Annotated in this window: 25 protein-coding genes and 1 riboswitch; of the genes, 16 read left to right on the top strand and 9 right to left on the bottom strand. The window is 72.3% G+C overall.

Features of this window, described 5'->3' with window-relative positions:
* Nucleotides 1-4: 4 nt before the first annotated feature.
* On the top strand, nt 5-436 hold the full coding sequence (gene arfB, locus ACWC9T_RS18075; RefSeq protein WP_396250789.1) for an alternative ribosome rescue aminoacyl-tRNA hydrolase ArfB: 432 nt from the start codon (nt 5-7) through the stop codon (nt 434-436).
* Between the two features lie 54 nt (nt 437-490).
* Here arfB and ACWC9T_RS18070 read toward each other — a convergent pair whose 3' ends face one another.
* A complete protein-coding gene (locus tag ACWC9T_RS18070; RefSeq protein WP_449822025.1) occupies nt 491-1,018 on the bottom strand; it encodes a flavin reductase family protein in 528 nt (175 codons plus the stop codon).
* Between the two features lie 367 nt (nt 1,019-1,385).
* Between ACWC9T_RS18070 and ACWC9T_RS18065 the strand changes: the two genes are divergently transcribed.
* Complete coding sequence (locus tag ACWC9T_RS18065; protein ID WP_449822024.1) at nt 1,386-3,179, top strand: diguanylate cyclase domain-containing protein; 1,794 nt, start codon at nt 1,386-1,388, stop codon at nt 3,177-3,179.
* A 200-nt stretch (nt 3,180-3,379) separates the two neighbouring features.
* Nucleotides 3,380-4,384 carry a hypothetical protein gene (locus ACWC9T_RS18060; RefSeq protein ID WP_449822023.1) on the top strand — a complete coding sequence of 335 codons (1,005 nt, stop codon included), beginning with the start codon at nt 3,380-3,382 and terminating at the stop codon, nt 4,382-4,384.
* 91 nt (nt 4,385-4,475) lie between these two features.
* On the opposite strand, the gene nagA is transcribed toward ACWC9T_RS18060, so the two are convergent.
* On the bottom strand, nt 4,476-5,657 hold the full coding sequence (gene nagA, locus ACWC9T_RS18055) for an N-acetylglucosamine-6-phosphate deacetylase (protein WP_449822022.1): 1,182 nt from the start codon (nt 5,655-5,657) through the stop codon (nt 4,476-4,478).
* Nucleotides 5,654-6,601, bottom strand: a complete 948-nt coding sequence (locus tag ACWC9T_RS18050; protein ID WP_449822021.1) for an ROK family protein — start codon at nt 6,599-6,601, stop codon at nt 5,654-5,656. The genes nagA and ACWC9T_RS18050 overlap by 4 nt, the downstream gene beginning before the upstream one ends.
* A 337-nt stretch (nt 6,602-6,938) precedes the next feature.
* Between ACWC9T_RS18050 and ACWC9T_RS18045 the strand changes: the two genes are divergently transcribed.
* The 3 genes from ACWC9T_RS18045 (at nt 6,939) to otsB (ending at nt 9,465) form a co-directional block, all read left to right on the top strand.
* Nucleotides 6,939-8,177, top strand: a complete 1,239-nt coding sequence (locus tag ACWC9T_RS18045; RefSeq protein ID WP_449822020.1) for an extracellular solute-binding protein — start codon at nt 6,939-6,941, stop codon at nt 8,175-8,177.
* Between the two features lie 144 nt (nt 8,178-8,321).
* On the top strand, nt 8,322-8,549 hold the full coding sequence (locus ACWC9T_RS18040; RefSeq protein ID WP_449822019.1) for a DUF3263 domain-containing protein: 228 nt from the start codon (nt 8,322-8,324) through the stop codon (nt 8,547-8,549).
* 91 nt (nt 8,550-8,640) lie between these two features.
* The gene (gene otsB, locus ACWC9T_RS18035) at nt 8,641-9,465 is read left to right on the top strand and encodes a trehalose-phosphatase (RefSeq protein WP_449822070.1); all 825 of its coding nucleotides are present in this window, start codon (nt 8,641-8,643) and stop codon (nt 9,463-9,465) included.
* On the opposite strand, the gene ACWC9T_RS18030 is transcribed toward otsB, so the two are convergent.
* Both ACWC9T_RS18030 and ACWC9T_RS18025 read right to left on the bottom strand, forming a co-directional pair.
* Entirely contained in the window at nt 9,452-10,918 is a 1,467-nt protein-coding gene (locus tag ACWC9T_RS18030) for an alpha,alpha-trehalose-phosphate synthase (UDP-forming) (protein WP_449822018.1), read from the bottom strand. The genes otsB and ACWC9T_RS18030 overlap by 14 nt on opposite strands.
* 321 nt (nt 10,919-11,239) lie before the next feature.
* On the bottom strand, nt 11,240-12,277 hold the full coding sequence (locus tag ACWC9T_RS18025) for a glucosyl-3-phosphoglycerate synthase (protein ID WP_449822017.1): 1,038 nt from the start codon (nt 12,275-12,277) through the stop codon (nt 11,240-11,242).
* A 144-nt stretch (nt 12,278-12,421) separates the two neighbouring features.
* A riboswitch (SAM riboswitch) is annotated at nt 12,422-12,555 on the top strand.
* 17 nt (nt 12,556-12,572) lie between these two features.
* Between ACWC9T_RS18025 and thrC the strand changes: the two genes are divergently transcribed.
* From thrC to ACWC9T_RS18000, 5 genes are all read left to right on the top strand, one after another.
* Nucleotides 12,573-13,853, top strand: a complete 1,281-nt coding sequence (thrC, locus tag ACWC9T_RS18020) for a threonine synthase (RefSeq protein ID WP_449822016.1) — start codon at nt 12,573-12,575, stop codon at nt 13,851-13,853.
* A 27-nt stretch (nt 13,854-13,880) separates the two neighbouring features.
* Complete coding sequence (locus tag ACWC9T_RS18015; RefSeq protein ID WP_355671336.1) at nt 13,881-14,159, top strand: MoaD/ThiS family protein; 279 nt, start codon at nt 13,881-13,883, stop codon at nt 14,157-14,159.
* Between the two features lie 552 nt (nt 14,160-14,711).
* Nucleotides 14,712-14,915: a cold-shock protein gene (locus ACWC9T_RS18010; RefSeq protein ID WP_030289665.1), complete on the top strand. Its 204-nt coding sequence runs from the start codon at nt 14,712-14,714 to the stop codon at nt 14,913-14,915.
* Nucleotides 14,916-15,263: 348 nt separating this feature from the next.
* Complete coding sequence (gene groL, locus ACWC9T_RS18005; RefSeq protein ID WP_045692318.1) at nt 15,264-16,886, top strand: chaperonin GroEL; 1,623 nt, start codon at nt 15,264-15,266, stop codon at nt 16,884-16,886.
* A gap of 113 nt (nt 16,887-16,999) precedes the next feature.
* Entirely contained in the window at nt 17,000-17,356 is a 357-nt protein-coding gene (locus ACWC9T_RS18000) for a hypothetical protein (RefSeq protein ID WP_449822015.1), read from the top strand.
* On the opposite strand, the gene ACWC9T_RS17995 is transcribed toward ACWC9T_RS18000, so the two are convergent.
* Complete coding sequence (locus tag ACWC9T_RS17995; protein ID WP_449822014.1) at nt 17,353-17,988, bottom strand: HD domain-containing protein; 636 nt, start codon at nt 17,986-17,988, stop codon at nt 17,353-17,355. The two genes, ACWC9T_RS18000 and ACWC9T_RS17995, sit on opposite strands and share 4 nt — an antisense overlap.
* A gap of 64 nt (nt 17,989-18,052) precedes the next feature.
* On the opposite strand from ACWC9T_RS17995, the gene ACWC9T_RS17990 reads away from it, so the two are divergent.
* From ACWC9T_RS17990 to ACWC9T_RS17980, 3 genes are all read left to right on the top strand, one after another.
* Nucleotides 18,053-18,436 carry a PadR family transcriptional regulator gene (locus tag ACWC9T_RS17990; protein WP_449822013.1) on the top strand — a complete coding sequence of 128 codons (384 nt, stop codon included), beginning with the start codon at nt 18,053-18,055 and terminating at the stop codon, nt 18,434-18,436.
* A complete protein-coding gene (locus tag ACWC9T_RS17985; RefSeq protein ID WP_449822012.1) occupies nt 18,433-19,392 on the top strand; it encodes a hypothetical protein in 960 nt (319 codons plus the stop codon). Before ACWC9T_RS17990 ends, ACWC9T_RS17985 begins: the two co-directional genes overlap by 4 nt.
* Before the next feature lie 88 nt (nt 19,393-19,480).
* Nucleotides 19,481-20,167, top strand: a complete 687-nt coding sequence (locus ACWC9T_RS17980; RefSeq protein ID WP_449822011.1) for a copper homeostasis protein CutC — start codon at nt 19,481-19,483, stop codon at nt 20,165-20,167.
* Nucleotides 20,168-20,233: 66 nt separating this feature from the next.
* Here the strand turns inward: ACWC9T_RS17980 and ACWC9T_RS17975 are convergent, their stop codons facing one another.
* The gene (locus ACWC9T_RS17975; RefSeq protein ID WP_449822010.1) at nt 20,234-22,309 is read right to left on the bottom strand and encodes a HelD family protein; all 2,076 of its coding nucleotides are present in this window, start codon (nt 22,307-22,309) and stop codon (nt 20,234-20,236) included.
* 289 nt (nt 22,310-22,598) lie between these two features.
* On the opposite strand from ACWC9T_RS17975, the gene ACWC9T_RS17970 reads away from it, so the two are divergent.
* On the top strand, nt 22,599-22,760 hold the full coding sequence (locus ACWC9T_RS17970; RefSeq protein ID WP_449822009.1) for a hypothetical protein: 162 nt from the start codon (nt 22,599-22,601) through the stop codon (nt 22,758-22,760).
* A gap of 12 nt (nt 22,761-22,772) precedes the next feature.
* Here the strand turns inward: ACWC9T_RS17970 and ACWC9T_RS17965 are convergent, their stop codons facing one another.
* The gene (locus tag ACWC9T_RS17965; protein WP_355671329.1) at nt 22,773-24,410 is read right to left on the bottom strand and encodes a DNA repair helicase XPB; all 1,638 of its coding nucleotides are present in this window, start codon (nt 24,408-24,410) and stop codon (nt 22,773-22,775) included.
* 196 nt (nt 24,411-24,606) lie between these two features.
* Here ACWC9T_RS17965 and ACWC9T_RS17960 point away from each other — a divergent pair, with 196 nt between their 5' ends.
* Nucleotides 24,607-24,858: a hypothetical protein gene (locus tag ACWC9T_RS17960; protein WP_449822008.1), complete on the top strand. Its 252-nt coding sequence runs from the start codon at nt 24,607-24,609 to the stop codon at nt 24,856-24,858.
* Nucleotides 24,859-24,875: 17 nt separating this feature from the next.
* Here ACWC9T_RS17960 and ACWC9T_RS17955 read toward each other — a convergent pair.
* A partial coding sequence (locus tag ACWC9T_RS17955; protein ID WP_449822007.1) for a helicase-associated domain-containing protein occupies nt 24,876-25,564 on the bottom strand: 689 nt, incomplete at its 5' end.

Below are 25,564 nucleotides of genomic sequence, written 5' to 3'. Positions count from 1 at the left end.
GCGCATGCCCGAGCCCATCCGCGTACGGGGGTCGGTGGTCGTGCCCGACGCCGAGCTCGTCTGGCGCTTCTCGCGTTCCTCCGGCCCCGGTGGCCAGCACGTCAACACCTCCGACTCCAAGGTCGAGCTGCGCTTCGACCTGGCCGCCTCGAAGGCACTGCCCGAGGTGTGGCGCCAGCGTGCCGTGGAGCGGCTGGCGAACCGGCTGGTGGACGGCCGGGTGCTGGTGGTCCAGGCCTCCGAGTACCGCTCGCAGTGGCGTAACCGGGAGGCGGCCGCGGCCCGCCTGGCGGCGCTGCTGACCGAGGCGTGCGCTCCGCCCCCGAAGGCCCGGCGGGCGACCAGGCCGAGCCGGGGGATGGTCGAGCGGCGGCTGTCCAACAAGCGGCAGCGCTCCGAGCTGAAGCAGGGGCGGCGCGCTCCGCGGCAGGACTAGCCGGACCTGTCCGCCGGGTTCCGGCGGACCGGGCGAGGACCCGGGAGGGCAGCCCTAGCCCAGGGCGCGGTAGCCGCCGCGGAAGTAGAGCAGCGGGCGGCCGCCGGGGTTGGGGACCGCGGCCTCCAGGACGCGGCCGACCAGCAGGGTGTGGTCGCCCGCGGGTATCCGCTGCTCGGTGCGGCACTCGACGGTGGCCAGCGCGTTCTCGATCAGCGGGGCGCCGGTCTGCGGGCCGCGGTGGTGCGGGGTTTCGGCGAACAGCAGCCGGTCGCTGAGCCGGCCCTTCATGGCGAAGCGGGAGCCGATCGTCTTCTGTCCCTCGGCCAGCACCGAGACCGCCCAGGTGTCGACCCGGGAGAGCACCTCGTCCATCCGGGAGTCCTCACGGACCGAGATCAGCACCAGCGGCGGCTCCAGCGACACCGAGAGGAAGGACGTGGCGGTCATGCCGACGTCCTCTCCGTCCTCCGGGTCGTGGACGGCCACCAGGCTCACACCGGCGGCGAGCTGGGAGAGTGTTGCCCGGAACTCGTCGGGCGTGGCGTGGGGGGCAGCTTCCGGCTGCGGGGACGGGTACACGTACCGCACGGTAGCTGGCGGCCGCGGGAAACGGCATCGGACCGTGGTCGTAGGACCATCGCCGCGTTCGCGGCCGGTCCCGGAGCGGACTCACCCCCAGGAGTGAAGCCGGGGGACCGGCGGGTGCAGCGGGCTTCAGCGTGCGGCCAATGCGGTCGACCACGAGAAATGCTCCGATAGCGCCCTATGTCCCGCTATGGGGCGGATGAACTGATTAAGGATGCATTAGTGTCGTGTGATTTAAGTCACAAGTGGCGGCCTATTGCTGACCGAGCGTGCCGAACGCTGTGCTCCCTGTGATTCAGTTCTTCTGGCAATCGGACGATAACCAATCAAGAACTATCCGAAGCAGCCGGGGAGCCCCCGCATGGAAGCCGAGTCGGAGCCGTACGTCCGTCTCGCGACCCTCCGCACCTTGCACCGGGTCGTGGCGGACCTCAACGCTGCCCGCAGCCTGGCGGGCACGCTGCAGGCCGTCGTCGAGGGCGCGGTGCACGGACTCGGCTTCGACGCAGCCGCGGTCAGCCTGGTCCGGCCGGACGGCGACCTCGTGGTGGCGGCCGTCTGGGAGCTGGAGGAGAGCCCCATGGGCGGGCCCTCGGTGCTGCTCGGCCAGGTCGGTTCCCGGGAGTCCTGGGACCGGCTGCTCGGCGTCAGCGACCACTGGGGCACCCTGCGCTTCCTGCCGTACGACCGGGGCTGGGCCGTCGCCAGCGACGTCCCGCGCTGGATCGGGGACGGCCCGCTGCCCGTCTACGCCAACGACTGGCACCCCGCCGACGGGCTGCTCGCCCCGATGTACAGCGCCGGGGGCGACCTGCTCGGCGTCCTCTCGGTGGACCGCCCGCGCAGTGGCAAACGGCCCGGCGCGTGGACCCGCGAGGCGCTGGAGATGTTCTCGCTGCAGGCCTCCATCGCGATCGGCAACGCCCGGCTGCGGGCCGAGATGCAGCGCGCGCTGGCCCGGCTGGAGAAGGAGCAGCAGGCGCTGCGGGCCAGCGAGGAGAGCTTCCGGCAGGCCTTCGAGTACGCGCCCAGCGGGATGGCCATCACCGAGCTGCACGGCGCCGGGCGCGGCCAGCTGACCAGGGTCAACGACGCGCTCTGCCGGCTGCTCGGCCGCCCCCGCGCGGTGCTGCGCCAGCAGAGCTTCGCGGACCTGGTCCACCCCGAGGACCGGGCGCTGTTGGAGCGCACCAGCGCCGAGAGCGGCCGGGCGGAACTGCGGCTGTCCCGGCGGGACGGCGGCTACCAGTGGGTCTGCCTGCGGAACTCGATCGTGGCGGACGCGGCCGAGGGCCCGAGCTTCCTGCTCACCCACGTCGAGGACATCGAGGACCGCAAGCGCCACGAATTCCAACTCGCCCACCGGGCCAGCCACGACGCGCTCACCGGCCTGCCCAACGGCGCCGAGCTCAAGGCCCGGCTGGGCCGCCGACTCTGCTCCGAGTCGCAGTCGGTCGGCGCCGGCGTCAACTCCGGCGAGGCGGCCCATCCGGCGTCGTACGGCTACCCGGCCGACTCGTACAGCGCGCACGCGGCGTACGACGGCCTGGAGGGGGTGGACCCGTACGCCGGGCCGGTGCACGGCTACGGACCGGCCGAGGGCGGCGGCCTGTTGCCCGGCCTGGCCCCGGGTTGCGGGGAGCACGTGCACGCGGTGGTCCCGGCCGAGTACGGGCCGACCGGCGACGCCTGGCCCGCGCCGTTCCGCTCCGGCCCGGTGGCCCCGGCGGACAAGGGGCTCGCGGTGCTCTTCTGTGACCTGGACGGCTTCAAGTCGATCAACGACCGGTTCGGGCACAACGCGGGCGACGCGGTGCTGGTCGAGGTGGCCCGGCGGCTGAGCGGGGCGGTCCGGGACGGCGACACGGTGGCCCGGCTGGGCGGCGACGAGTTCGTGGTGCTGGCCGACGGGATCGGCCGCGAGGAGGCCAAGGACCTCGCCCACCGGCTGCGCAACGCGATCATCCCGCCGATGCGGATCGACGGACGGGCGATGCGGGTGGGGGTGAGCCTCGGGATCGGCTGGGCCGGCTGCGGGATGAGCATCGAGGAGGTGCTGCACACCGCGGACGAACGGATGTACGACGAGAAGCGCGCCCGGGGCGGCACCGTGCGCGGGGCGCGCGGGGAGCGCTCGCACCGGCGGGCGGGCTGACCGGACGCTCCGCGCTTCGATCGGTTGTTTGCCGAGGTCGGTCGGGTGCCAAGCGTTCGGTGCCGCACAGGTTACCCGTGAGTTGTCAAGGGCTCTTTTCCCGCTGTCACGAACGGCAGGTAGGGTGCCCGGTACGACAGCGTCCATGATCTGCGCCGCCCGCAGCCGGCGGCGCGCACCGGATGGGGGAGCAGACCACCGTGACGACCGCCGGCGACAACGGAGTGCCCGAGGGCCAGGGGGGCGGTGCCCCGCAGGACGACGACCCGTTCGGCTACCTCTACCGCCCCGCCGACGGCTCCAGCGGACAGTCGGCCGAGCCGCAGCAGGGGGTTCCCCGGACGTCCTACAGCCGCCCGATGGAGGTCGGGCGCGCGCAGTACGGCCAGCACTACCAGCAAGGGGGGCAGCCGCGTGCGCAGCAGCAGCCGTACGGCCAGCCCGGCCAGTACGGCCAGCAGCCGGTGCCGCAGCAGCAGGCCCCGTACGGCCAGCCCGGCATGCTGCCGCAGCAGGCCGAGTACGGCGCGCCCACCCAGCAGGCCCGCTACGCCGAGCACTCCCGGCCGCAGCCTGGGGAGGACCGGCCGAGCAGCGGCCGGAGCAAGGGCGCGGTGATCGGCGCGGTCGCCGTGGTCGCGGCGATCGCGATCGGGGCCGGGATCGCGCTCTCCACCGGTGACCCGGACGGTGACAAGAACGCCAAGGGCGGCACCACGACCACCGCCCCGACGGTCCCCAGCACCCCGGCGGCCAGCGCCACCACCGGGACGGCCTCGCCCTCGGCGGGCGCCACCGCCACCAACGGGCCGTCGACCGTGGACGCCGGCCAGTTGCAGGGCCAGAACGCGCCGTCCGGCAACAGCGTCAAGGGCGCCAAGTCCGCCGACGGCAGCTACCTGACGCTCCAGCAGGGCGGCACGGTGACCTGGAACGGCCAGGTCGCCGCGGCCGGGACGTACAAGGTGACCGTTCACTACAACAACCCCGGCGGGGACGTGAAGGGCGCGGCCTCGGTCAACGGGAAGGACTGGCCGAGCGGCGTCACGTACAAGAACTACAACGCCGGCAAGGAACCGTCGGCCTCGTGGTTCACCACGTTCATACTTCCGCAGTTCCAGGCGGGCCAGAACAGCGTCACCTTCATGCCGCCGCCCGGTGCGACGGTGCTGATCGACCAGATCGCGATCGAGCCGAGCAGCTGAGGCCGCCTCGGGACGCACCGCGGCCGCCCGTCCCCTTCCGGGGAGGGCGGCCGTCGGCGTTGTGCGGCAGGGTTCGCTCGGGCCGGTCCGCTCAGACGGACTTCACGGTGGCGAAGGCCTCGCCGCCGCGCACCCACCGACCGCGGCGCATCACGGCGACCAGGTCGTAGGTGTCGGAGTCGAGCACGACCAGGTCGGCGAGCTTGCCGGTCTCCAGCGAGCCGATCGAGTCGGCGAGGCCGAGCAGCCGGGCCGGGGCGGCGGAGAGCGACTCGACGGTCTGGTCGAGGGTCAGGCCGTTGACGGTGACCGAGCGCTTGAACGCCACGTCCAGGGTGAGGGTGGAGCCGGCGATCGCGCCGCCCTCGACCAGCCGGGCCACGCCGTTGGTGACCTGGACCTGGAGGGGGCCGAGGGGGTAGCGGCCGTCGCCCATGCCGGCGGCGCCCATGGCGTCGGTGATCAGGGCGACGCGGTGGGCTCCGGCGGTGCCGTAGGCGAGGTCGAGGACGGAGGGGTGCAGGTGCACGCCGTCGTTGATGAGTTCGACGGTGACGCGTTCGTCCTCCAGGAGGGCGACGATGGGGCCGGGGGCGCGGTGGGCGATGCCGGGCATGGCGTTGAAGAGGTGGGTGGCGACGGTGGCGCCGGCGTCGATGGCCCGCAGGGTGGTGGTGTAGTCGGAGTCGGTGTGGCCGACGGCGGCGATCACGCCGAGGTCGGCGAGCATGCGTACCGAGTCGAGGCCGCCGGGGAGTTCGGGGGCGAGGGTGACCATCTTGGCGTGGCCGCGGGCGGCGTCGACGAGTTTGCGGACGAGGGCGGGGTCGGGGTCGCGCAGCAGGTCGGGGCGGTGGGCGCCGCAGCGGCCCGGGGAGATGAAGGGGCCCTCGAAGTGGATGCCGGCCAGGACGCCGTCCTCGACGAGTTCGGAGAGGACGTGGGCCTGGCGGGCGAGGTCGTCGATCTCGCCGGTGACGGTGGAGGCGACGGTGGTGGTGGTGCCGTGTCGGAGGTGGGTGCGGGCGGCGAGCAGGGCCTCCTCGGCGATGCCGGAGGCGTAGGAGGCGCCGCCGCCGCCGTGGACGTGCAGGTCGACGAAGCCGGGGACGACGGTGTGGCCCGTCAGGTCCAGGTCGCCGGGTTCGGTCTCGCCGCCGAGGCCGGCGATGCGCTCGCCGTCGAGGGCGATGCGGTCGCCCTCGACGACGCCGCCGGGCAGGACGAGGCGGGCGCCGGCCAGGGCGGTACGGTCACGGTCCGCGGTGGTCACGCGGTCACCTCCAAGGAGAGCAGATCCCAGGCGAGCAGGCCCGCGCCCAGGGACGCGGCGGTGTCTTTGAGCATTGCGGGTACGACCTTCGGGGGCATCTGGAAGGTCAGGCGCTCGGTGACCGCCGCGCGCAGCGGAGTGAAGAGCGTGTCGCCGGCCTCGGCCAGCCCGCCGCCGACGATCACCGTGGACGGGTCGAGCAGGCTCTGGGCGAGCACGATGCCGTCGGCCAGGGCGTCGACGGCGCACCGCCAGACCGCGAGCGCGCGGTCGTCCCCGGCGTCCACCGCGGCGGCGCAGGATGCCGCGTCGGCGTCGGGATCACCGCTGGCCTCGGCCCAGGCGCGGGAGACGGCGGAGGCGGAGGCCAGCGTCTCCAGGCAGCCGCGGGCGCCGCAGCCGCACCGGGGGCCGCCGGGGCGGACCACGACGTGGCCGATCTCGCCGCCGTAGCCGTGGGCGCCGGCCTCGATCCGGCCGTTGATGCCGATGGCGCCGGCGATGCCGGTGCCCAGGGCGATGAACAGGAAGCGGTCCACGCCCCGGCCGGCACCGAGCCAGCCCTCGGCCAGGCCGCCCGAGCGCACGTCGTGGCCGAGGGCCACCGGCATCGCCTGGCCGCCGGGGGCTGCCAGGCGTTCGCCGAGCAGCCCCCGCAGCGGGAGGTCGCGCCAGCCGAGGTTGGCGGAGAAGACCGCGATCCCGTTCTTCTCGTCGATCGTGCCGGGCACGGCCACGCCGGCCGCGACCGGGGCGAGGCCGAAACGAGCGCGACCCTCGTCCGCCAGGTCGGCGGCGAAGTCGAGGATGGCGGCGACGACGGCGTCGGTGCCGTGTTCCCGCCCGGTCGGTCGGCGTGCTTCGAACAGCACGGAGCCGTCCTGGGCGAGCAGCGCGGCCTTCATGCCGGTGCCGCCCACATCGAGTGCGATGACGTGCTTCACGGAGGACAGTTTCCCTTGGACGAGTCGAAGAGGTCTAGTCCAGTTGTCGGATTGGTCTGGTCCATGCTGGGTGAGCTTTGTCTCGGGTGCGGGGTGTGCGGGACTCGTGCTGACGGCTGGCGGCCGCTTCGTGTTGCGCATCGTGCAATGAAGCCGGGCACTTCGGTAACTACTCGGCGGGCGGGGGCGAGTGGTGTGGACCAGTGGACGACGGGTTTGGCAGTGTTGCGCCTCCCCCCTGCCGGAACCCCTCAATCCGGCCGCAGTTCTTCCCTCGAAGGCGGTGCCCGCGTTGAACAGGCGCGTCCACGTTTCCACCCGTGTGCTCGGTAGCGCGATGGCCGGAGCGCTGGTGCTCACCGCGGTCAGCGCGTGCGGCGGGCAGGGCAGCGGGCCGGTCACGCTCAAGCTGGTCGCCGCGGACTACGGGGAGAACGCCGAGACCAGCTCCAAGCGCTACTGGGACGAGGTCTCCAAGGCCTTCGAGGCCGCCAACCCGGGCATCAAGGTCCAGGTCGAGGTCGACAGCTGGACCGACATCGGCAAGAAGGTCGACGACATGATCGCGGCCGGGAAGTCGCCCGACCTGCTGCAGAGCGGCGGGTTCGCGGAGCAGGTCTCGGCGGGCCGGCTGTACCCGGCGGCGGACGTGCTCTCGATGGACACCCAGGCGAAGTTCATGGACAACTTCGCGCACGCCGGGCAGGTGCTGGGGACCCAGTACGGGATTCCGTTCGTGTCGTCGTCGCGGGTGCTCTTCTACAACAAGGCGGTCTTCAGGCAGGCCGGCATCGCCCAGCCGCCGACCACCTGGAACGAGCTGCGGGCGGCCGCCGAGAAGATCAAGGCCAAGGTTGCGGGGGTGACCCCGTACGGGCTTCCGCTGGGGCCCGAGGAGGCGCCGGCCGAGTCGATGCTGTGGACGCTGAGCGGCGGGGGGAGCATCTCGGACGACGTCGGCAACTACACCATCGACAGCGACCAGAACCAGGCCACGTTCACCTGGCTGAAGAACAACCTGGTGAGCACCGGGCTGACGTACGCCGACCCGGGCAAGATGAACCGCACGCCGGTGTTCCAGGACTTCGCGTCGGGGAAGGTCGCGATGCTGAACGGGCATCCGACGCTGCTGCGGATGGCCTCCGCCGGGAAGATTGACTTCGGGACGGCGCCGATCCCGAAGAAGGACGGTGTCACCAAGACCGGGAGCCTCGGGGTCGCGGACTGGATGATGGCGTTCAAGGCCAACGGGCACAAGAACGAGATCAAGAAGTTCCTGTCCTTCGTCTACACGCGCGATTACCAGCTGAAGTTCGACGAGCAGTACAACCTGCTGCCGGTGACCCAGGACGCGTTCAGCCAGATGTCGTCGGACCCGAAGCACGAGGACCTCAAGCAGTTCGCGGTCGGGCTGACCAACGCGAGCTTCTACCCGTTCGGGGACCCGGCCTGGGGCGAGGTCAGCAACCGGATCAAGGCGGGGATCGGGCAGGCCGTGACCGGGGACCCGAAGCAGGTGCTCGGTGGGCTGCAGGACGCGGCGGTGAAGGAGGCGGCCCGGGTCCGCAAGCAGTAGGACCCGGGGCCGGGGCTCCTCTCAGCCGGGGAGCGTGATCACCGGTTGACGGTAGCTCGGCGACGGGGATCCGGGCGTCCCTCAGAGTGTGTCGGGGTTCGGCGGGAGAATGACACTCCGTAGTAATGGGCGGAGGTGTTCTCGGTGGGCGAGCTGAGTGAGCGGGACCGGGCGGTGCTGGCGCTGGAGGGGCGGCAGTGGCGGACGGCCGGGGCCAAGGAGCGGGCGATCCGGGAGGAGCTCGGACTCTCGTCGACGCGGTACTACCAGTTGCTGAACGGGCTGTTGGACCGGGAGGAGGCGCTGGCGTTCGCGCCGGTGCTGGTGAATCGGCTGCGGCGCGTGCGGGAGGCCCGGCGGGCGGCTCGCTGACGGGGGCGGACGCGCGGGGCTGTGGACGGGGCCGCTCCGGGGTACGGGGGTTCGGGGGCGGGGTATGGGCGTCCGTATGGGCCTCGAAGAGATGGTTGTGCCGGCCACTGGTGCCGGGCGGGACGCGTTGCGGGCGATTCTGGCGGCGCCGCAGGATGCGGTGGTCGCCTTGGACTTCGACGGGACTTTGGCGCCGATCGTGGCGGATCCCTCGCAGGCGCGGGCGCACCCGGGGGTGGTGGGGGCGTTGCGGGGGTTGGCGTCCGTGCTGGGGGCCGTGGTGGTCGTGACGGGGCGGCCCGCCGGGCTGGCGGCGGAGTACGGGGGGTTCGACGGGGTGCCGGGGCTGGTGGTGCTGGGGCACTACGGGGCCGAGCGGTGGGAGGCGGGCGTGGTGACGGCGCCGGAGGTGCATCCGGGGGTCGCGGGGGTGCGGGCGGCGTTGCCGGGGGTGTTGGAGCGGGTGGGGGCGCCCGAGGGGACGTGGGTGGAGGACAAGGGGCGCTCGGTGGCGGTGCACACCCGGCGGACGGGGGCGCCGGAGGAGGCGTTGGAGCTGTTGCGGGCGCCGGTGGGGGAGTTGGCCGCCGAGTACGGGTTGGTGGTGGAGCCCGGGCGGCTGGTGTTGGAGCTGCGGCCGCCGGGAGTGGACAAGGGGGCGGCGCTGACCGGGTTCCTGCGGGAGCGGGGGGCGCGGTCGGTGCTCTACGCGGGGGACGACCTGGGGGACGTGGCGGCCTTCGCGGCGGTGGAGAAGCTGCGCGGGGAGGGAGTGGCGGGGCTGCTGGTGTGCGCCGGGGCGGTGGGGGACGCGCCGGTGCGCGAGCTCGCCGACCGGGCGGATGTGGTGGTCGACGGCCCCGAGGGCGTGGTGGAGCTGTTGGGTGCCTTGGGGGAGGCGGTCAGAGCGCGTTGAGCTGGTCCAGGAACCACTGCTGAGGGGGGAGCGCGGTGGCCGCCGCGGCCAGTCGCTCGGTGCGGTCGGCGCGTTCCTCCCGGCTCATGGTGAGGCCGGTGAGCAGGGCCTCGGCGGTGGCGATGATGTCGTACGGGTTGACGGTGAGGGCGTCCTCGGCGAGTTCGGCGTGGGCGCCGGCCTCGCGGGAGAGGACGAGGGCGCAGCCGTTGTCGGAGACGACCGGGACTTCCTTGGCGACCAGGTTCATGCCGTCGCGGATCGGGTTGACCAGCACGACGTCGGCCAGCCGGTAGGCGGCGAGGGAGCGCGGGAAGTCGTCGTTGACGTGCAGGATCAGGGGCTGCCAGGTCGGGGTGGCGAACTCGGCGTTGACGGCCTCGGCCAGTTCCCGCACGGCGGCCGTGTAGTCGCGGTACTCGGCCAGGTCGGTGCGGGAGGGGTAGGCGAAGGCGATGTGCACCACCCGGTCGTGCCACTCGGGGTGGGTGCGGAGCAGGTGCCGGTACGCCTGGAGGCCGCGGACGATGTTCTTGCTGAGTTCGGTGCGGTCGACCCGGACGATGGTGCGGCGGTCGCCGACGGCGGCGCGGAGGGCGGCGAGGCGTTCGTCCACGTCGGGGCGGTGGGCGCGTTCGCGGAGGAAGTCGGCGTCGGCGCCCAGGGCGTGCACGCCCAGCCGGGTGGTGCGGCCGCTGTGGGTGACGGTGAGCGCGTCGTGGTCGACGGTTGCGCCGAGGAGGTCCTCGCAGCAGGTGGCGAAGGCGCGGGCCCAGCGTTCGGTGAGGAAGCCTGCCCGGTCGGCGCCGAGGATGCCGGTGAGGACGTCGCGCGCGACGTCGTCGGGGAGCAGCCGGTAGTACTCGGGCGGGGCCCAGGGGGTGTGGGAGAAGTGGCCGATCCGCAGGTCGGGGCGGGCCTGGCGGAGCAGGGCCGGGACCAGGGAGAGGTGGTAGTCCTGGACGAGGACCGCGGCGTTCGGGGCGGCTTCGGCGGCGAGGGCCTCGGCGAAGGCGGTGTTGTAGGCCTGGTAGGCGGCCCATTCGGTGCGGAACTCCGCGTCGAAGGAGGGCGCGATGGGGGTCGCGTAGAGCAGGTGGTGGACGAACCAGAGGGTGGAGTTGGCGACGCCGTTGTAGGCGTGGGCGAAGGTCTGCGGGTCTATGTCCAGCATCCGTACGGCTTGGCCGCCGACGTCGTGGCCGGCCAGGTCGAGGCGGCCGTCGGGGGCTTCTCTCGCGGCCCGGCGGTCGGCGTCGCCGAGGGCGGCGCAGACCCAGACGGCGTTCGGGTCGTCGATCGCGGAGAGGCCGGAGACCAGGCCTCCGCCGCCGCGGCGCAGGGTCAGTGTGCCGTCGTCGGCGGTGCTGAACGACACCGGTCCCCGGTTGGAGGCCACCAGGACGGGGGCGGTGCCGGCCTGGCCTGAACGTTTGGTCGATGAATCGGCCATGAGTCCTCTTCTGGGTCTGCCCGTTCACCCGTCGGGGTGGATTCCGAGCGTACGGCGGAGCGGAGTGCGGCGCAGCCGTACAGTCGGAGACCTGCCATGCGCAGCGGTCAGGGCCTGGCCGTCATGAGGTCTGACGGACCCAAGTGAGAAGCCCCCGCGTTCGCGCGGGGGAGGGGTCACGAGGCTCCGCAGGGGTCGAGTGGGAAGCCTCCTCGTCGAGAGGGGGAGGAGTCACGGTTGGGATGTTGCCGGTCGGCAGGCATCGCAAACCAATCGCCGGGACAACTGGCGAAATCGCAGCAGCCGCGCTGTTCGGGTCTGTCACCCGTCGGTGCGGCGCTTTGCGTACTCGGCGATCGTGTGCATCGGGGGGCGCTCGAGGGCGGTCACGGGGTGGGTGTGGGCGGCGAAGGCGCGGGTCTGCGGGTCGCGGGTGAACTGGGTGAGGTGGGGGTGGACCAGGTCGGCGGAGGCCTTGAGGCGGTGGGTGCGGTCGAGGCGTTCCAGGGCGGTGCGGTAGATGGTGGCGGCCATCCGGCCGAGGGCCTGGCCGTCCTGGTGGCGGTGGTGCCGGACGCCGACGTCGACCTGGGCCAGGCCGTCCAGGCCGACCAGCTCCAAGGCGTCGACCAGGAGGCCGAGTTCGACGCCGTAGCCGGTGGGGAAGGGCAGTCGTTCGAGCAGTGAGCGGCGGGCCGCGTACTCGCCGCCGAGGGGCTGGACGAAGCCGGCGAGTCCCGGCCAGTGCAGGTTGAGCAGGGGGCGGGCGACGAGTTCGGTGACCCGGCCGCCGCCGGTGGGGACGATCGCGCCGGTCTCCCCACCGGCGGAGCCGCTGATCGACACTTCCAGGGGGCGGTCGTACATGGCCTTGACCAGGTGGATGTCCCCGTCGGTCAGCAGCGGACCGATGATGCCGGAGACGAAGGCGGGGTCGAACTCGCGCAGGTCGGCGTCGATGAAGCAGACGATGTCGCCGTGGGTGACCAGCAGCGAGCGCCAGAGCACCTCACCCTTGCCGGGGACGGCGGGCAGCCGGGGCAGGACGGCGTCGCGGTGCTCCACCCGGGCGCCGGCCTCGGCGGCGATGGCGGCGGTGGCGTCGGTGGAGCCGGAGTCGAGTACGACCAGTTCGTCGACCAGAGGGATGCGGTCCATCAGTTCACGGCGGATGGTGCGGACGATGTCGCCGACGGTGGCCTCCTCGTCGAGTGCGGGGAGGACGACGCTGACGGTCTGCCGGGTGTGCCGTTTGGCCTCCAGCAGGGTGTGAACCGGCCGGTCGGCCGCGCTCCACGAGCGGCGGCGCAGCCAGGACGCCGCCTGTGGGAGGAGTGCGGGGGTCGGTTCGGCGGGCACGGTGGGTCTCCTCGGCGAGGTCGGGTGGAACGGGCCATCTCGCGTGGCGGACGGCCCCTTTCAGGGCTGACGCCTTCGGATACAGTCTTCGTACAGCGGTCGGCCCTTCGCACGCCGGGGTCGCCGCTGAACCACAACTTCACAAGCTCATCCAGAGGGACTGAGGGAACGGCCCGTTGACGTCCCGGCAACCTTCTCGCTCGGCTGTCGTACAGGCCCCGGCGGGACAGGTGCCAATTCCGGCCTGTGGCGCGACCGCGTCACGGGGAAGATGAGGAGAGAGGCCTCCGCCATCATGGCTATCGACACTGTCGCACCCGTTTCGGTTGACCTCGGCCCCGCCGCCGCGCTGTCCTGTCGGGAGTGCGGCACCCGCTTCCCGCTCGGTCCCAGCTTCGCCTGCCTGGAGTGCTTCGGGCCGCTGGAGATCGCGTACGAGTTCGGGAGCGAGCGCGCGGAGGAGCTGCGCAGGCGGATCGAGGCCGGTCCGGCGTCCATCTGGCGCTACGCGCCGCTGCTGCCGGTGCCGGCCGATGTGGCGTCCAAGCCGAACCTGAACCCGGGGTGGACCCCACTGGTGAAGGCGGACAACCTGGGCCGGGAGCTCGGGTTCACCGCTCCGCTGCACGTGAAGGACGACTCCGGCAACCCGACGCACTCGTTCAAGGACCGGGTGGTGGCCTGTGCGATCGAGGCGGCGCGGGCGTTCGGGTACACCACGCTGTCCTGCTCCTCGACCGGCAACCTGGCCGGCGCGGTGGGGGCGGCGGCGGCCCGGGCCGGGTTCCGGTCCTGCGTCTTCATCCCGCACGACCTGGAGCAGGGCAAGGTCGTGATGGCCGGGGTGTACGGCGGCGAGCTGGTCGGCATCGAGGGCAACTACGACGACGTGAACCGCTTCTGCTCGGAGCTGATCGGGGACTCGGCCGGCGAGGGCTGGGGCTTCGTGAACGTCAACCTGCGTCCGTACTACGGCGAGGGCTCCAAGACGCTGGCGTACGAGATCTGCGAGCAGCTCGGCTGGCGGCTGCCGGAGCAGATCGTCATCCCGATCGCCTCGGGTTCGCAGCTGACGAAGATCGACAAGGGGCTGCAGGAGCTGATCGCGCTCGGCCTGGTGGAGGACCGACCGTACCGGATCTTCGGGGCCCAGGCCGAGGGCTGCTCGCCGGTGTCGGCCGCGTTCAAGGCGGGCCGGGACGTGGTCAAGCCGGTCAAGCCGGACACCATCGCCAAGTCGCTGGCGATCGGCAACCCGGCGGACGGCCCGTACGTGCTGGACATCGCCCGTCGGACCGGCGGGGCGGTCGAGGACGTCACCGACGCGGAGGTCGTGGCGGCGATCCGGCTGCTGGCCCGGACCGAGGGGATCTTCGCCGAGACCGCGGGCGGGGTGACCGTCGGCGTGCTGAAGAAGCTGGTCGAGACCGGTCAGCTGGACCCGGCCAAGGAGACCGTCGCGATCAATACCGGCGACGGGCTGAAGACGCTGGACGCCGTCTCCGACGCCGGGATGACCGCCGTCATCCGCCCGACGCTGGAGTCGTTCCGCTCCGCCGGCCTCGCGTCCGCCTGAACCACCCCTACCCCCGCTAGGAGAGCCATGAGCGCCAACGTCCGCATCCCCACCATCCTGCGCACCTACACCGGCGGCGCCGCCGAGGTGTCCGCCGAGGGGGCCACCCTGGCCGAGGTCATCGCCGACCTGGAGAAGAACCACGCGGGTATCTCCGCCCGCATTCTGGACGACACCGGCAAGCTGCGCCGTTTCGTCAACGTGTACGTGAACGACGACGACGTGCGTTTCGCCGAGGGCCTGGCGACCGAGATCAAGGGCGGCGCCAGCGTCTCGATCATCCCGGCGGTGGCCGGCGGCTGCTGAGCCGTCGCGAACCCGCCTCCCGGCCGCCCGCACGTACGGAATTCGACTCTCCGTATGCGCGGGCGGCCGCTGGCATTTCGGCGGGAATATTTCCCGGTCGAGTCGGAGTAGAGTGTGGCTCTGCTGGGAACGGGGCTTCCCTCTCGGCTCGCGCGGTGCTTCGCCGGAGGTCGTCCGGGCGCGGAGGCCGGGCCGAATCCAGGGCCGTGAAACATGTCAGGCGGATGTCAGAATTCCTGCAGGGATTTGGGTAATTCGTCCGCTATGTCCGGCGCGGAATGCCGAGTTTCTCCCGGTTTGCTCGACCTTGTCTCTTGACGGGTCTATGGAATTCCCGGCGGCTGGCCCTGTTGCAGAGGGCGGCGATCCGGATACATTCAGCGGCGGTCGACGTAATCACCCGCTCACCGGAAGCCGTGCGGTGTTCCGGGCGGAGGATTGCGGCGTGCACGGCTGCGCTCAGGGGGGGTTCCCCGGGCCGGCCTCCAACCAGACCCGGGCCCGCGACCTGCGGGCACGTGAAGGGCCAGCACAGCACTAGGGGAGTTCGGAATGGCTCAGGGCACCGTCAAGTGGTTCAACGCGGAGAAGGGCTACGGCTTCATCGCGGTCGACGGTGGTGCGGACGTCTTCGTCCACTACAGCGCGATCCAGATGGACGGCTACCGCACCCTCGAGGAGGGCCAGCGGGTCGAGTTCGAGATCTCCCAGGGACAGAAGGGCCCGCAGGCGGACATGGTCCGCGCGGCGGTCTGACCCCTTCCGGCTCCAGGAGCTCGGCACGGCCCACTGCTGGTGGACCTCTTGCTTCTCGGTGGGCCCGTACGACACGCGTCGTGCGGGCCCGTTCGCGTTCCCGTCCGCGCCCTCGTCCGCCTTGCCGGGCGGGGCCCGACGGCGGCTCGCGGGTTGTCGATTGGGCTTGCACTCGACCACCCGGAGTGCTAATCATTGGCGTTAGCACTCACAGCGTGAGAGTGACAGCGGACCGGGTCGGTGAGGCCCCCGGGAGCGGTAGGGGAATGGACCCCCGCACACCAGGGCCGTCCGTCGCGGGCACCCCTTGGTCCGAGCAGTCGACCGTGTCCCGGAGGACCACTTCAGATGGCCAAGATCATCGCCTTTGATGAGGAAGCTCGCCGCGGCCTTGAGCGTGGCATGAACCAGCTCGCCGACGCAGTGAAGGTCACGCTCGGCCCCAAGGGTCGCAACGTCGTGCTGGAGAAGAAGTGGGGCGCCCCCACGATCACCAACGACGGTGTCTCCATCGCCAAGGAGATCGAGCTCGAGGACCCGTACGAGAAGATCGGTGCGGAGCTCGTCAAGGAGGTCGCCAAGAAGACGGACGACGTCGCGGGTGACGGCACCACCACCGCCACCGTGCTGGCCCAGGCCCTGGTTCGCGAGGGTCTGCGCAACGTCGCCGCCGGCGCCAACCCGATGGCCCTGAAGCGCGGTATCGAGAAGGCCGTCGCCGCCGTCTCGGACCAGCTGCTGGCCCAGGCCAAGGATGTGGAGACCAAGGAGCAGATCGCCTCCACCGCCTCCATCTCCGCCGCTGACACCCAGATCGGCGAGCTGATCGCCGAGGCCATGGACAAGGTCGGCAAGGAAGGCGTCATCACCGTCGAGGAGAGCAACACCTTCGGCCTGGAGCTCGAGCTCACCGAGGGCATGCGCTTCGACAAGGGCTACATCTCCGCCTACTTCGCCACCGACCTGGAGCGCATGGAGGCGACCTTCGAGGACCCGTACATCCTCATCGCCAACTCCAAGATCGGCTCGGTCAAGGACCTGCTCCCGCTGCTGGAGAAGGTCATGCAGAGCGGCAAGCCGCTCGTCATCATCGCCGAGGACGTCGAGGGCGAGGCCCTGTCGACCCTGGTCGTGAACAAGATCCGCGGCACCTTCAAGTCCGTCGCCGTCAAGGCCCCGGGCTTCGGCGACCGTCGCAAGGCCATGCTCGGCGACATCGCCATCCTCACCGGTGGCACCGTGATCTCCGAGGAGGTCGGCCTCAAGCTGGAGAACGCCGGCATCGACCTGCTGGGCACCGCCCGCAAGGTGGTCATCACCAAGGACGAGACCACCATCGTCGACGGTGGCGGCGACAGCGAGCAGGTCGCCGGTCGCGTGAACCAGATCCGCGCCGAGATCGAGAACAGCGACTCGGACTACGACCGCGAGAAGCTCCAGGAGCGCCTCGCCAAGCTGGCCGGCGGCGTGGCCGTCATCAAGGCCGGCGCGGCCACCGAGGTGGAGCTCAAGGAGCGCAAGCACCGCATCGAGGACGCCGTCCGCAACGCCAAGGCCGCCGTCGAGGAGGGCATCGTCGCCGGTGGTGGCGTCGCCCTGCTGCAGGCCGGTGTCGCCTTCGACAAGCTGGAGCTGGACGGGGACGAGGCCACCGGTGCCAACATCGTCAAGGTCGCGCTGGAGGCCCCGATCAAGCAGATCGCGACCAACGCCGGCCTGGAGGGTGGCGTCGTGGTGGAGAAGGTGCGCAACCTCCCCGCCGGTCACGGCCTGAACGCCGCCACCAACGAGTACGTCGACCTGGTCGCCGCCGGCATCATCGACCCGGCCAAGGTCACCCGCTCCGCGCTGCAGAACGCCGCCTCCATCGCGGCGCTGTTCCTCACCACCGAGGCCGTCATCGCCGACAAGCCGGAGAAGGCCGCCGCGGCCGCCGGCGGCGGCATGCCGGGCGGTGACATGGACTTCTGATCCTGATCGCCTCGATCGGATCGGTTGATTCCTCGTCCGCGTGGGCGGTTCCCTTCGGGGGGCCGCCCACGCGGCGTTTCGGCGTTCGGGGTGGTTGGGGAGAGGATGGACGGATGGCTTCCGACAACATCGAGACCGCCCTGCACAACGCGCGGGCACTGATCCTGGCCGACCTCACCGCGCGGGACGTGGCGGACGCCGCCGTCGTCTCGCTGGTGGAGCAGGCCGTCACGCACCGCCGCTGGTGGCTGGAGCAGTGGCCGGACGGCACCGAGTACGTGCTCGGGCTGGTCGCCCAGGACGTCCAGGACGCGCTGCTGGAGGCGTACGGGCGGTGGCCGCTGTGCACCGCCTGCGCGGCCGACGGGGACCCGCACGCGCTGAGCGTGGAGCCGGAGTTGGGGCCGGAGCCGCACTGGGTGTGCGGCAAGCAGGGCGCGCTGGTGGCGCCGGTGGGGAAGCTGGTCTAGCGTTCCAGCTCCTGGAGTTCGGCCGTCAGGTTGGCTCGGGCGGGCGCGGTGAAGCGCTCACGTCCGGCGGGGGTGCGGTAGAGCGCCGGGAGCGCGAGGAGTTGGCGCAGGACGGCGGCCCGGCCCTCGCGGAAGTCCGGCTCGGGGACGAAGCCGTACTCCTCGCGGACGGCGGCCGCGTACGCCGCGTACGCCTCGGGGGAGCCGCCGAGGACGGCGAGGTCCGCGTCGCAGAGCACCTCGCCGTCGCGGTCGCCCGGGGCGGGGTCGTGGGTGACGGTGAGCAGGACGAGGCGTTCGACCTCGGCGACCCGCTCGGCGGGCAGGCCGGCGGCGGTCAGCGCGCGGACGGCCAGGGCGGCGCTGCGCTCCTCGTTCTCGGAGCGGTCGGGCCGGTAGACGGCGTCGTGGAACCAGGCGGCGAGCCGGACGGCGTCCGGGTCGGCGGCGTGCCCGGCGAGTTCGTCGACGTGCCGGAGCACCGCGTGCAGGTGCTCGGGGGTGTGGTAGCGGCGCTGCGGCTCGGACCAGCGGCGCAGCAGCTCGCGTCCGTACGGTTCGGGGTCGTCGGCGGCGCCGCAGCGGTGCAGCAGGGCGGTCCAGGCGGGGAGCAGGTCCTCGGTGTTCGGCATGGGCGTCATTGTGTCGGGCGGCTCCGGTGGACGTGATGTGCCGGTCAGCGATATATGTAGACGCATGACAGAACGCTCCATGCAGGAGCCGACGCTGCTTCTGCTCACCGCGTTGGCCGACGCCCCGAGGCACGGCTACGCGCTCATCCAGGAGATCTCCGCGATCTCCGACGGCCGGGTCAAGATGCGCACCGGCACCCTCTACGGCGCGCTCGACCGGCTGCTGGGCCAGGGGCTGATCGAGGTCGCCGCCGAGGAGGTGGTGGACGGCCGGGCCCGGCGCACCTACGCGCTGACCGATGCCGGACGGGACGCGCTGGCCGCCGAGGCCGAGCGGCTGCGGGCGGTCGCCACCGAGGCCGAGCGTCGGCTGACGAAGATCCGGTCGATACTGCCGGGCAGGAACGGGTCGCAGGGGCGGTCCGCGGCGGGAGGGGGACTCTCATGACGATGCCGGTGATCGGCGCCCCGCCCTCGGCGGTGCTGCGGGCCGCGCTGCAGCTCTACCCGGCGCGGTACCGCCGGGAGCGCGGGGAGGAGCTGGTCGAGGTGTTCGCCGACACCACGGCGGCGGGCGGCCGCGTGGCGGTCGCCCGGGAGGTGCTCGGCCTGGCGGTTTACGGGCTGCGGGTGCGGCTCGGGCTGACCGGTGCCTCGGCGGCCGGCCGGCTGCTCGCGCTGCTGGCGCCGATGGTCGCCGGTGCGGCGGTCGGCGCCACGATGATGCCGTGGCTGACCCACCTGGACCGGACCACCGCATGGCTCGCCTGGGACGACTCGCTCCAGAACCACGTCCGGGCCTTCGCCCCGCCGGTGGCCGCGCTGCTGCTCGGGGTGGCGGCGCTGCTGGGGCGGTGGACGGCGGTGCGGGCCACCGCGCTGGTCCTGGGTGCGGTCGGGCTGTACGAGCTGGCCGAAGCCGCCTTGCAGCCGCACGAGTTCGACGTCTGGTGGGTCGGCTACACCGGGATGGCCGCGCTGCCGTTCGTGGTGACCGCGCTGCTGCTGGTCGCGGCGCCGACCGACCTGCTGCCCCGGCCGAACCGGCGGACGGGTTCCCTGGTGCTGGCCTCGGTGGCCGCGGGCGGGCTGCTGGAGGCGGCCCAGAACTGGGACGACACGAGCTTCCCGCTGGACCTGCCGTGGTTCGTGGTGATGCTGATCGTGCCGCTGCTGCTGGCCTTCGCCGGGTTGCGCGGCCGGACGGGGCCGATGGCGGTGGGGCTGGCGGTGCTGGTGCTGGTCGGGCCTGGCTGCCTGTTCAACATCTGGCGGGAGTCCCGCGGGATCTCGCACCTGCTGCCGGTGGCGGTGCCGGTGGTGGCCCTGCTGGTGCTGGTGGCGGTGGCGGAGCGCCGGTTCGGCCGGCGGGAGGCCCTCGGGATGGTGCCGGGCCGGGTGTGACGGGGTTCCGGCCCGGGTGGCCGGCCCGGGTGGCCGGCCCGGGGGTGCGGTCTCGCCGGGGGCGGTCGGATGTGGCAGGCTGTCTGATATGTCTAGACCAATTTTCGAAGTCATCGCGCTGACGCCCCAGGACGCCCAGGCTGCCGAGTCGGGCGGCGCCGACCGGCTCGAACTGGTCACCGACATGGCCGCCGACGGGCTCACCCCGTCCGTGGCGGACTTCGCCCGGATCCGGGCCGCCGTCGGCATCCCGCTGCGCGTCATGCTGCGGATCCGGGACGGCTTCGCGCCCGGTGACCTGGACGAGCTCTGCGCCCGGGCCGCCGCGCTGCGGGCCGAGGGGGCCGAGGAGTTCGTCCTCGGCTTCCTCGGCGCAGACGGTGCCGTCGACCTGACCGCCACCGCGGCCGTCGCCGAGGCGATCGCCGGCTGCCGGTGGACCTTCCACCGGGCGATCGACCACAGCGCCGACCGGGCCGCCCTGCGCGCCGCCGTCGGCGCCCTGCCCGGGCTGGACACCTTCCTCACCTCCGGTGCGGCCGCCGGGGTCGACGCCGGGCGCGAGGTGCTGGCGGCCGAGCTGGCCCGCCAGGGTGGGCCCGGGTACGCCCAGCGGATCCTGATCGGCGGCGGCCTGCGGGCCGAGCACCTCAAGGAGCTGCGGGCGGAGGGCTTCGACGCCTTCCACGTCGGCGGCGCGGTGCGGGTCGACGGCTGGCGGACGCCGGTGGACGCGGCCAAGGTCGCCGAGTGGCGGGCGCTGATCGACGCCTGAGCGGCGTCTTTCCGAAGGGCTCTCGGAAGGGGCCGGTCCTGTGCGCGGGGCCGGCCCCTTCCCCCGCTATCGCAGCTGCTCGGGCAGCGGCTCGGCGTGCAGCACCGTGAGCCCGGAGACGGCGCGGGTCAGCGCCACGTACAGCCGGCGCAGGCCGGTCCGCTCGTCCGGCTCCCCGGCGATCACCGCGGCGGGCTCGTCCAGCACCACGTAGTCGTACTCCAGACCCTTGGCCAGCGAGGCCGGCACCAGGGTCAGCCGGGACTCGGTGCTGGTCCCGGCGCCGGGGGTGAGGTGGGGCAGCCCGGCCGCGGTCAGGGCCTCGGCGAGCAGCGGGATCCTGGCGTCGGCGGCGATCAGGCCGGTCGAGCCCTCGCGCTCCAGCGCCTCCCGGCAGGCGGCGACGACCGCCTCCTCGGCCTCCTCGGCGACGATCTGCCGGACCGTCAGGGAGTCGGGCATCTCGCGGACCGAGGTCGCCGGGGCCAGGCCCGGGGCGATCGCCGGAAGCAGCCGGGAGGCGTAGACGATGACCTCCTCGGGCACCCGGAAGCCCTTGGTCAGCTCCTCGACGTGCCCGTCCGGCTTGCCCAGGTGGTGCAGCGCGTCCGGCCAACTCGCCGTCGCCCAGGGGGTGGTGCCCTGGGCGAGGTCGCCGAGGACGGTCGCCGAGCCGGTGGTGCAGCGGCGGCCGACCGCGCGGTACTGCATCGGGGAGAGGTCCTGGGCCTCGTCCAGCACCACGTGCCCGAGCGAGGGCGTGCGCTGCACCAGGTCCGCCGCCTCGTCCACCAGGACGGCGTCGGCGGGCGTCCAGCGGGCGGTCTTCACCGAGCGGCCGGGCTTGGGCCACAGCACCGCCTGCTGTTCCTCGGGGGTCAGCACGCCCTCGGCGCACTCGGCCAGGAACTCCGGCTCGGAGAGCAGCCGCAGCACCAGCTTGGCCGGGTCGACGGTCGGCCAGCACTCCTTGACCACGGCCTTGACCGCGCTGTTGCGGGCCACCGCGTCCTGCACCCGGTCGTCCGGGGCCTCGCCGCCCTGTTCCATCTTCAGCAGCACGGCGTGCGCGATGCGCTGCGGGAGGGCGTCCCGGGCGGCGCCGTAGCGGATCGCGCGGCCCTTCAACTCCTCGATGATATCGACCAGTTCGTACGCCGGGACGCGCCAGCGGCGGGAGCCGCGAACCACCACGCAGGGCTCGGTGGGCAGCGTGATGCCCGCGCGCACCGCCCGGCGCAGCACCTCGGCCATCCGGGCGTCGCCCTTCAGCCGGGCCGCCTCCGGGCCGTCCTCGCCCTTCACCTCGACGTGTGCGACCAGCTGCTGCACGGTGGCCTGGGCGACCTCCAGCTCGCCGAGGGCCGGGAGCACCTGCTCGATGTAGGAGAGGAAGGCGTTGTTCGGACCGATCACCAGGGTGCCGGTACGGGCCAGGCGCTCGCGGTGCGCGTACAGCAGGTAGGCGACACGGTGCAGGCCGACGGCGGTTTTCCCGGTGCCGGGCCCCCCTTGGACGCAGATGGTGCCCGTGACGTCGGAACGGACGATCTCGTCCTGCTCGGGCTGGATGGTGGCGACGATGTCGCGCATCGGGCCGACGCGGGGCTTCTCGATCTCGGCGGCGAGCAGGGCGGAGACGGTCGACCCCCCGGCGGAGCCGGTGAACGTCTCTGCGGCCGGGTCGGTGAGGTGCTCGTCCTCGTAGGCGGTGAGCTCGCCGCCGGTGTAGCCGAAGCGGCGGCGGCGCTCGACGTCCATCGGCTCGGTGCGGCTGGCCCGGTAGAACGGCTGGGAGACCGGCGCGCGCCAGTCGATCACCATCGGGTCGCCGTCGGCGTCGTGGACGTGGCGGCGGCCGATGTAGAAGCTCTCACCTCCTCCGCCTTCGCTGAACTCCTCGCTGATCGGGTGGAGGTAGTCGAGGCGGCCGAAGAACAGCGGGGTGTCGGCGAGGTCGGCCAGGGCGGCGATCCTGGCCTCGATCTGGTTCTGGAGGATGACGGCGGACACCCAGGTGCCGGTCACGTCGCGCAGGTCGAGCGACTGGACGTCCTCGCGCATCGCTCGCAGCGCGGTCCGGGACGCGGCGAGGTGGTCGCGTTCGCGCTGGAGGGGGTCGGTGGTGGGGGTGGCGGGCACAGCGAACCTTCCCGGCTGCCCCGGTCGCGGGCGCAGCGGATCGATGGAGCTCACGGTGAGTACAGCCGACCGGTTGCCGTGCGGTCGGCACCTCCCCCGGCTGCCTGCGGGACACCGGCAGGTACCACGGTTCGGGAGGGGGCAGACGGACGATCTTAGACCCGTCCGTCTCGGGGTTCCAGCCCTGCAGGTCTCAGGGGCGTCGTACACCTGGAGGACGACGTCCGTCCAGGCGGATACGGCCCTTGGAGTGATGCCGGGGGCCGGTCGGGTGCCTACCGTTGAAGACATGAGCACTCAGCACAGCACCTCCCGTTCGGGCCCGGCCGGCGCGACCGCCGCCCAGGGCCGCCACCGCAATCCGTTGAGCACCGTCGTCCGCAACGTCGGCATCGCCCTGGACACCGCCGCGCGCGTGATCTTCCTCGGGCGCGACGGTGTCCGTTACTGAACGTTCCTACGGTTACAGCACGTCGTCCGCGTCGATGATGCGGTACGCGTAGCCCTGCTCCGCCAGGAAGCGCTGCCGGTGGGCGGCGAAGTCCTGGTCCACGGTGTCCCGGGCGACCACCGAGTAGAAGTGCGCCGCATGCCCGTCGGCCTTGGGCCGCAGGACGCGGCCGAGGCGCTGGGCCTCCTCCTGGCGGGAGCCGAAGGTCCCGGAGACCTGGATGGCCACGGTGGCCTCGGGCAGGTCGATCGAGAAGTTCGCGACCTTGGACACCACCAGGACGCTGATCTCCTTGTTGCGGAACGCGTCGAAGAGCTTCTCGCGCTGGGCGTTGCTGGTCTCGCCCTTGATCACGGGGGCGTCCAGGACCTCCCCGAGTTCGTCCAGCTGGTCGATGTACTGGCCGATGATCAGCGTCTGGTCCTTCTCGTGTTTCTTGACCAGCGCCTCCACCACCCGCCGCTTGGTCGCCGTGGTGGCGCAGAAGCGGTAGCGCTCCTCCGGCTCGGCGGTGGCGTAGGCGAGCCGCTCGGAGTCGGTGAGGGTGACCCGCACCTCGCAGCAGTCGGCGGGCGCGATGTAGCCCTGCGCCTCGATCTCCTTCCACGGGGCGTCGAAGCGCTTGGGGCCGATCAGGCTGAACACGTCGCCCTCGCGGCCGTCCTCGCGCACCAGCGTGGCGGTCAGGCCGAGTCGGCGGCGGGCCTGCAGGTCGGCGGTGAACTTGAACACCGGCGCGGGCAGCAGGTGCACCTCGTCGTAGACCACCAGGCCCCAGTTGCGGGCGTCGAACAGCTCCAGGTGCGCGTAGACGCCCTTCCGCTTGGTGGTCATCACCTGGTAGGTGGCGATGGTGACCGGGCGGATCTCCTTCTTCGTCCCGCTGTACTCGCCGATCTCGTCCTCGGTGAGCGAGGTGCGCTTGACCAGCTCGTGCTTCCACTGGCGGGCCGAGACGGTGTTGGTGACCAGGATCAGCGTGGTCGACTTGGCGTGCGCCATCGCGGCCGCGCCGACCAGGGTCTTGCCGGCGCCGCAGGGCAGCACGACCACGCCCGAGCCGCCGTGCCAGAAGCCCTCGACGGCCTGCGCCTGGTACGGGCGAAGCTGCCAGCCGTCCTCCTCCAGGTCGATCGGGTGCGCCTCGCCGTCCACGTACCCGGCGAAGTCCTCGGCGGGCCAGCCGAGTTTGAGCAGCACCTGCTTGATCTGGCCGCGCTCGGAGGGGTGCACGACCACGGTGTCGGGGTCGACCCGGGCGCCGACCAGCGGGACGATCTTCTTGGAGCGCAGCACCTCCTCCAGCACCGGCCGGTCGGTGGTGGTGAGCACCAGTCCGTGCGTCGGGTGCTTGACCAGCTGGAGCCGTCCGTACCGCCCCATGGTGTCGGCCACGTCCACCAGCAGCGCGTGCGGCACCGGGTAGCGCGAGTACGTCACCAGGGCGTCCACTACCTGCTCGGCGTCGTGCCCGGCGGCGCGCGCGTTCCACAGCCCGAGCGGTGTCACCCGGTACGTGTGCACGTGCTCGGGCGCCCGCTCCAACTCGGCGAACGGCGCGATGGCGCGGCGGCAGTCGGCGGCCTTGGGGTGGTCGATCTCCAGGAGAAGAGTTTTGTCGCTCTGGACGATGAGCGGTCCGTCGTTCACGCGGGGGAGCCCTCCACTGGCTGACAGGCAGGATTGACGCAGACCCTCCAGTGTCGCTCATTCCGCGCGGAACGTGTGGGGCTACCTCCACTCGTGGAACTCGCCGGTGGCCTTGCCGCCGGCGTCGGTGCCGTACCCGAAGACGCCCACGACGCCGTTGAGTGACCACAGTCCGTACTCGCTCGTTGAGCTGGTCATGAAGAACTCGAAGCGCGTTCTCACCGCCCTCGCCCTGATGGGCACGGCCTTCGCCGCCACCGCCTCCTCGGCCGGTTCCGCCCATGCCCTCGCGGGCATCGGCGAGGGGCCCGGCGGCCTGCTGGCGGCTCCGGGATTCCTGATCGTGGACCAGGTCGGCGGCGGCTCGCTGCCGGTCGGGCAGGGGCAGATCGGCAGCCTGGCGGACCAGGCCGTCAAGGAGAAGATGAAGGAGGGGCAGGGACACTGACGCCCCGCCACCCTTCCCTATTCGTCCAGCTCGGCGACGCCGGTGATGCGGTGGAGGGCGAAGGTGCGCAGTTCGTCGGCGTGGTGGTCGAAGGCCGTGACGAAGCCGCCTTCGACCTTGACCGGGTCGATGATGCGCTGGCTGGCGATGCCCTCGGCGTTGAGGTAGCCGATCCACATCCGCTCGCCGAGCAGGACGGCCGTCTGCAGGGCGGCCAGGGTCTCGGCGGCCGCGGTGCGGGGGAGCTGACGCGGGTCGGGGGTGGGTTCGCGGCGGGAGGCGGTGGCGGCGCGGTCGCCGGCCCGGATGGCCTTGATGGCGGCGGCGAGCAGGGTGTCGTCCGGGCTGGGCGGGCCGTCCGGGACGGGCGTGGGTGCCGCCCGGGGCGGGGTGCGGTGGCTGTCCGGGCGGGTGATCAGCACGTCGCCCTCGGCGGACTCGGCGGCCGGGGCGTAGCCCATGGTGCGCAGGGCGGCGAGCAGCACGTCCGGGGCGGCCTGGGAGGCCAGGACGGTGGGGGCGAGCAGCCGTAGCCGCAGGTCGGCGGCGCGGCGGTCGGCGAGGACCTCGCCGAGCAGCGACGGGTCGTCGCAGCGCAGGTAGGAGGAGGCGGCGCCGACCCGCAGGATGCCGTGGCGGCGGGCGACGTCGTCGATCAGGTAGCTGAGCGGCTGCGGGACGGGCGTGCGGCTGTGCTGCGCCAGGA

Source organism: Kitasatospora sp. NPDC001159 (assembly GCF_053598235.1).
Note: the sequence above shows the minus strand (reverse complement) of the source record. Positions and strands in the feature narration are given on the sequence as shown.